General features: G+C 66.1%; 4 protein-coding genes and 1 riboswitch. All 4 genes read right to left on the bottom strand.

Going from position 1 to position 7000, the window contains the following annotated elements; genetic code table 11:
• On the bottom strand, positions 1–525 hold a 525-nt coding region (locus AB1609_12750; GenBank protein ID MEW6047330.1), incomplete at its 3' end, for an adenine phosphoribosyltransferase.
• Between the two features lie 175 nt (positions 526–700).
• Positions 701–814, bottom strand: a riboswitch (SAM riboswitch).
• A gap of 223 nt (positions 815–1037) precedes the next feature.
• A complete protein-coding gene (locus tag AB1609_12755; protein MEW6047331.1) occupies positions 1038–1991 on the bottom strand; it encodes a hypothetical protein in 954 nt (317 codons plus the stop codon).
• A 36-nt stretch (positions 1992–2027) separates the two neighbouring features.
• Positions 2028–4163 (bottom strand): M6 family metalloprotease domain-containing protein, encoded by a 2136-nt coding sequence (locus AB1609_12760; GenBank protein MEW6047332.1) that lies wholly within the window; start codon positions 4161–4163, stop codon positions 2028–2030.
• Between the two features lie 157 nt (positions 4164–4320).
• Positions 4321–7000, bottom strand: a 2680-nt coding sequence (locus tag AB1609_12765) for a hypothetical protein (GenBank protein ID MEW6047333.1), incomplete at its 5' end; no start/stop codon positions are given.

The following is a 7000-nucleotide window of genomic DNA, read 5'->3' on the forward strand; positions in this document are numbered from 1 at the left end:
TACCTCAAACCGGATGAGGCTCGCCACGGGCGCGCCGAACGCCTCCAGCCGCTGGCGGCCCCTGAGACCCTCCAGCTCGATGAGAAACGCAAACCCCGCAACCATGCCGCCCAGGCGGGTCACCAGCCGGCCGGCAGCGGCCGCCGTACCCCCGGTGGCCAGGAGGTCGTCCACCACCACGACCCGTTCCCCGGAGCGCAGCGCATCGACGTGCACTTCGAGGTAGCTGGCGCCGTATTCCAGTTCGTAGCCCTCGCGAAGCGTCTCGCGGGGCAACTTGCCCGGTTTGCGGATGGGCACGAAGCCGATGCCGAGGGCAAGGGCCAGCGGCAGGCCGAACAGGAAGCCCCGCGATTCGATGGCGGCGATGCGGTCGGGCGCCCAGGGGCGAACATGTTCCTCAAGGGCCTTCAGCGCCTGCTGAAAGGCCTCGGGCTGGCCCAGGAGGGGCGTGATGTCGCGAAACAGGATGCCGGGCTTGGGGAAATCGGGCACCGACGCGATCGAACGCCGGATCGCCTCCATCAAGTCCGGTCCCGCAAGGCGCGCCGCTGACTCCAGGCCGTGAAGGTGCTCCTGCCCCGGCCCGTTCTCCCGATCCCCGGCGCTCTCGGCCACCACCCGTGCTGTCACACAGCCCACCCGCCTTCCGAGAAAACAAACAACCTCTCCGGGTCGGGAGAGGCTTGCTGCCACCCTCCCCTTATCTCTCGGGGTCGGTAGGCCCCGCAGGAGTTGGCACCGTGCCGCCCTTTTGCGGCGGCCGGTTGCCGGGCGTCATCGGGCCAGTCCCTCGGCCAGCTCTCGATAAGGAGGAGCCTGCGGGGGAGTGCGTTCGAGACAACGCCGCAAACTCCTGCACGTGCCGGGCGGTTCGACGCCTGTCGCGCCTGTCTGAGATGGGACCCCGCTGCGCTCCGTGACCGGTGCGGATTGGCAAAGCCCGCCAGGGAAAACGAGAGCCCGTGGCTCTGTGCCACGGGCCCCCACCCGGAGGGCTCGCCACGTCACTCCGGGTCGTTCGGCAATGCCCCTCTTCAAAACCGGACCGTCAGCGACAGCCGGTGCGTGTCTGGCAGGGAAGCAGGCATCAGGTAAGCGTAGTCCACCTGAAGTCCGCCGAGGCGCAAGCCGACGCCGGCCGTGAGATCCCTCTCCTGTTCCGAAGGCCCTGACTTGCTCAGCGGCCCTGTGGCGCCGCCCCGCAGCACCATGGGGGCGAGGTTGAGTTCAGCCCCGGCGTGGTAGAAGCGGCTACCGCCACTCGAATCCGTGCCCAGGCTCTCTACCTCGGCGGCCAGGAGAATAGGACCGAGCTTGAGGCTGGCACCGGCCGTCAAGCGGCGTTCCCAGGGCTCGTCAGTCCCGGTGGTATAGCGGATGGGCTGCTGCACCAGGTTCTCGTAAAGCACGCCGAGCCGGACCGGCCCGAGCTTCAGCAACGCAGAGGCGTCTGCGTTGAACCCCGTCCCGTTTACGGTTGTCAGCGTGCCGTTTTCGAGCGTTGCGCTGGTGATGGCCAGGTACTTCCCTCGTACCCCGATCGCAAGGGGGCCCAGCCGGAGGGCGGTGCCGGCCAGTCCTGCCAGGTTGGTATAGGAGAACTCGGAGAGGATCTCGCTCCCCTCCCTTACCCCTGGAATGCCGGGCGAGCTCAGATAGAGCGCCCCCAGGCCGAACCCCCGCGTGGCCAGGCCCAGCGCGCCGTAGGACACGACCTCGTACTGTGTGGAGTAGAGGCTCGTCAGCCCCGACCGGCGCAGGAAGGCGAGGCCGGCGGGGTTATAGAACAACGCGCTCTCGTCGTCCGCCACCCCCACGAACGCTCCACCCATGCCCAGGGGACGGGCGCCAGCCCCAATCTGCAAGATGGCTGCAGCATGCGTGTACGTTGTATCATCGCTCGCTGCTCCTGCGTCGGGCTCCGCCACGACGAGGACCGCTGTAACCAGAGCCAGGGCCAGCATTACTTTCGCCATTGTGCGACTCATGGTCGTCCTCCTTTCGTCTCTCTGCGGGGTTGAGCCCTAGCGCTGGATGACAAGCCGCTCAGGCCTGCTCAACACGGGTTTCCCATCCTTGTCGAACAAGAGCCACAGGTAAAGGCCACTGGCAAGCGGCCACCCGGCGGAGTCGGTTAGATTCCACGTGGTCGAGCCATCCGCCTCCAGAGCGAACGTGGCCACCCGCCGTCCGGCGACGTTGTAGATTCTGACCGTGCCGCCTGAGACATTGGCGCTATGAATGAACGTGGCGGAACTGGACGCCGGGTTCGGCGTAGCGTATGCGTGAACTGCCTCAACAATCACGGTGTCAGGGACTGACTCGAAATCGTGGGAGTCTCGAACAACAAGGCTCACCACATAAGTGCCGGGCACATCGGGCCTGAATGTAACGGACGGATCAGGCCCGTAGCTGTCCACCCGACTCACGGCGCTACCGGCGGGTCGGGTATCAAGTCTCCAGCGATAGCTTGTGACGCGGTCTCCGACGTCGGGGTCATACGATTTGGATCCATCGAGGTACACCACGGTCCCTGGTGTCACAAACCGGTCAGGTCCGCCATGAGCCACGGGAGGGGAGTTGAACCCGAATCGCGCCACCATTGTGTCGCCCGGGTCACCGATGTAAGAGACCCAGATACCAGGGTCCGTTCCGTCATACAGCAGGGAGTCCGGATTTGTGGCCGGGTCGAAGGCTCGCTTACCGGTATCGCCCGGAAAGGGATCGCCAGCGTCACCTTGGTTCCTGCCAGCGTCCAGGTCCGCCCTTCCATCTGCTTCCTCTAAATCCACTAACTTGTGATATTCATCCTGGTTGCCAGTCCTGGACTCGTCGATGTGCCAGATCAACAGGCCGGCGGAAGGAAGGCCATAGTCGAAGCCTTCCCGTTGCCTGTTCTCGAGCAGGAAGTACTCTCCCAGGGCACCCGTGCTCCTGTTGAACTCGGGGCCGCCCGGATTGTCAAGCATCTGTAGGGCGAATGGAGTTGAGAAAACGGCGGGAAGAGTATAATCAGTCTGCTCCCTGCTCACCGGCGTAGGCGTGAGCCAACCGAGCAGCCACTTACTCCATGCCATCATGTGCGGCGGGGTATCGCCGAAGCGAGACGTCCTATTCCAGGAACCGCTACCCATCAATCCCCAATTCCCGATGCCCTCTGACGAGTCATCCGTATCGTACAGGTCAGGAAGGCCAAGCGCGTGCCCAAACTCGTGGGCAAAGACGCCAATGGTCGAAATCGACTCGAAAAGGATCTCGGGCTGAATGACGTAGTCGTCGATGGTCACTCCGTCCAAGATGACGGCGCCGACCCCGGCCCCTGAAAGGCTCCAGCGGTGCGACCAGATGTCCGTTGGGTTCCCACTGGCTTCCGCCCCGGTCCCTTGGTGGACGATCATCACGACGTCTACTCTGCCGTCTCCGTCGTTGTCGTACCAGCTGAAGTCCATGTCGCGATCGGCGGCAACAACTGCTTCCCTTACCAATTCAGCTGCCCTCTCCATACCATTTTGGTAACCGTAATAATCGTGAGGGTTCGATGCCTCGAACCAGCCCCGTACGCCGTTGGGGCCACTTGAAACGGTGAACGTCCCGTAGGAAATCTCCTCGTAGTAATCTCGCATGCTACCGGGCCCTGTCGCGATTTCGGGACGCTGCCCGAAGAGAAGCGCTTCGAAGTCAGATGAATCAAATGTAGTGGTCGTATCCTGGAAATTGATCAGGATGACCGGAACGTTCGCAACACCGCTGGGAGGTACCACTCTTTGCGAGGCCTCGCGACGTCGCTCGAGGACCTGGGAGTGAAGCGCCGGAGCCAGCGGCCTGATGCGTTCAGGTAGAATTGCCGGCCGGGGATCCAGACCCACCCGACTGGTAGAGGGAACGAGTTCACCCGTTGGAGCGCGATCGGCATACACCCAGTAGCCGCTTACGGGATCCGGAAGGATCGTGTAACCCTCGATGGTCTCCCATCCGTGGAGCCACTCGTCTCCCCACTGGCGCGCTGCAAACGATGTTCCGTCGGGCTGGGTGAGGATGTGCTCGATTGGCGTGGGTGGTACAGCCAGTGCTGTCAACGGACCACAGGCCAGGGCCATGATCCCCAGAACGGCGGCCGCTGCGAGCAGACGAGCATACCATTTGGACGCCTCGATCGGCATGTCAACCTCCCCCTTGCTGCTTCAGCGGTTTGAGCGAATGGCAGCACACATCGCAAAGCTAGGGCTGGATTTGCTCCCTGCTTCTCTATTCGACAATATCAGACAGCTTCCTCAATGGACCGCTGCTCCCTTAGGCTGGCGGGTCGGAGCTGAGAGGCTACAACTCGGCCCGGACGAACAGACGGCCCCAGCCGGTCCGGAAGGGGGCAGGCGGGCCTGGAAGCGGAGAACCGGTGAAGCCGGCGAGAGGCTCCTTCAGGCCCCTGGCGTAGCCCAGCTCCAGGCCGGCACTCCACTGTTCCGAGAACCGGTAGCTCGCCTGCCCCTGCAGGCTCAGTCCCCAGTGCGGGCGGGGGGCGGCGTCCGCCTGGCGTGTGTCACCCCGGCTGCCTTCCAGGGAAGCCGAGAAACCCCACGGCCCGGCGGGACGGAAGTTGAGGGTATATTCGAGCTTGAGCGTTCGGCTGATCTGCTGCGGAGCGGCGCCCTCGGCCCAGCTCGCGCTCAGGCGGGCGTTCTGCGGCCAGGATGACCGGGAGGCCCAGCCAAGGCGGAGCGCGGCGGTGCGGTTCAGGGCTGCCGTGGCACGCCCGTCGGAGAGGGAGGTGACCTGGCGGTTCTCCGCCGTCAGGCTCAACGATGGCTCAAGCCAGGGGAGCGCTTTGGTGCCGGCGGCGAGTTCGACCCGGTCGTGCACCGATCGCTTGGCCGGCGGGAGCCTGGCGAGCTGGTAGCGGCGGTCCGCGGAGAGCTCTAGCTCGAGGGCGGCGGGGAGCCACCGGGCCTGCAGGCTGCCGCCCGTCCCCACGGTCGTCGTGCTGCTGCGCAGGCTCTCCGCCTGGCTCCACGTGAGGCGCCCGGTCGGTGAGAGCTTCCAGGTGGCGCTCGCCATACCCGGCGCGGAGAGCGACAGGGTAGCCTGCCGCCCGAGGCGGTCGGGGGCCGTTCCGTCCGATGTCACCCGCCACCCCGACTGCTGGCTGAGGGTGAGCGAGGTACGGATGCCGCCGAAGCTGCGGGCAGCCGTGGCGCCAAGCTGCAGGTCCCGGGTGCCTTCAACGCGTGGCGGGACGGCGCCGCCGGCGCCGATCACCTTGAGGGGGTATCGGAACCGCACCGTCAGCGTGGTTTCAGGAACAGGCGATGCCGTCAGGTCGGCCACGAGGTTGTCGGCCACGTAGCCAGGCCGCTCGAACTCCTCGTGGCGGACTCTTTCATACCCCACCGCCGCGGTCAGCCGCCGCTCCCAGAAGCTCTCCTCGATGCGCACCGAACGGGTCAGGGTGGCCAGCTCGAAGCCGGGGTGCATGGGCTCGTGATCGACTCGCTCCAGCCTGACCGCCGCTCGCAGTGCCGGAGGCGAGGCCCACCGGGCGGGGGCTGGCAGCGGCAGGGTCCATGTCGCCGCCGCCTGGTCCACCATGCTGTGCTGCGTTCGGCCGGTGGCCGGGTCAGCCGTACTGCGGTCGGCGTGGGTCAGCTCGAGTTCGAGGGAGGATGCGAGGCGGTGACGGAGAGCCGCCTTCCACTCCTCGAGCGCCTTGCGGTGGATGTCGTTGATGGCGCGAAACCCGGGATCGACGCGCTCGTACCGGAGTTCGGCGCCGCCCTCCTGCCACCCGTACCCCACGGCCACCTGGGCGGCCAGCCCCTGGTAGATGCGAGGGCCGGCCGGATCCCAAAAACGCGCCGGGTCGTCACGAGGAAGCTGCTTCTCGGAAATGGCTACTGGATCGGGCGTTGAATCCGGGGAAGGGTCCGCCATGAAAAGGGCTGGCGCTGAACCCGGTGAGGCCGCTGCGCTCCAGATGGATAGGGCTGCGCCGGCCGGGCCATCGATGGGCACCAGGCCGACCGTCGTGTGGGCTTTAAGCGGCGCCGGTGAGGGGGCAGGCTCCGAGTCGGGCGCGGCCGCTCCAGGCATTCCGGGATGAACTTTGTACAGGCCCGAATCGGTGGCTACCCAGAGCCGCCAGTAGGAATCGCTGGCCGGGTCCGGTTGAAGCTGCAGCGCTCGGACCTGTCCCAAAACATCCGGGATGGGTGTCAGGCCTTGGACGACCACCACACCACCCGTGCTCGAGGGCGTGACGTCGAGGTAGGCGAGCCCCTGGGCAGTACCGATGAAGAGACGGACTGTTGGGTTGGACTCCCCGACGGGCCAAGTGACGCCCGCCACCTGACTGACGCTGCCCACCGGAAGGACTTGAACCGCCTGCCCGCCGGAAGCCGCTTCGCCGTCCAACCAAATCCACAGCACCCCCGCCGCGCTTGCAGCAAGCAGCGCATAGCGCGCGCCGGTGTCGTGTGGCACAGCCGCGAACGCCAGGTCGTAGACGTCACCGCTTGGGAGCTGTACCGGCGAGGACGTGGTGTCCCAGACCGTCCAGCGCGTGAGGGCGGTCGACGGATCGGCGGCTGCATCGAGGTTTTCGGCATCGGCCCAGGCCAGCCCCCGATCCGTGGCGACCCAAACCGGTAGGACCGGCGAGCCCGCGCTCCCCGGAGGGATCACCGGGAGACCCACATACAGGACGTCGCGAATGAGGTTGGACGGGAGCCCATGGGCGGTGTACCGGCGCTCCCAGTTGCCGGCCACGTCAAACGGCGATGCGGCGCCACCGGCGTTCAGCTCTTGACGGTTGAAGACCACCGTGAGCCCTGACTCCGTCCCCAAAAGCCAGGCGTTCGGGGGCACGCTGACAAGGGGCGAACCCCCCGCAGACGTCGCCAGGCTCGGCCAGCTCCCGTCTGAAACCGTGTCCGGCACCACCGGTGCCACGCTGTAGACGGTGAGGCCGCTGAGGCCGTGCGATGGGGTATACAGCCTCCAGGCG

The sequence above is a fragment of the Bacillota bacterium genome, from assembly GCA_040754675.1.
Classification (GTDB): Bacteria; Bacillota; Limnochordia; order Limnochordales; family Geochordaceae; genus Geochorda.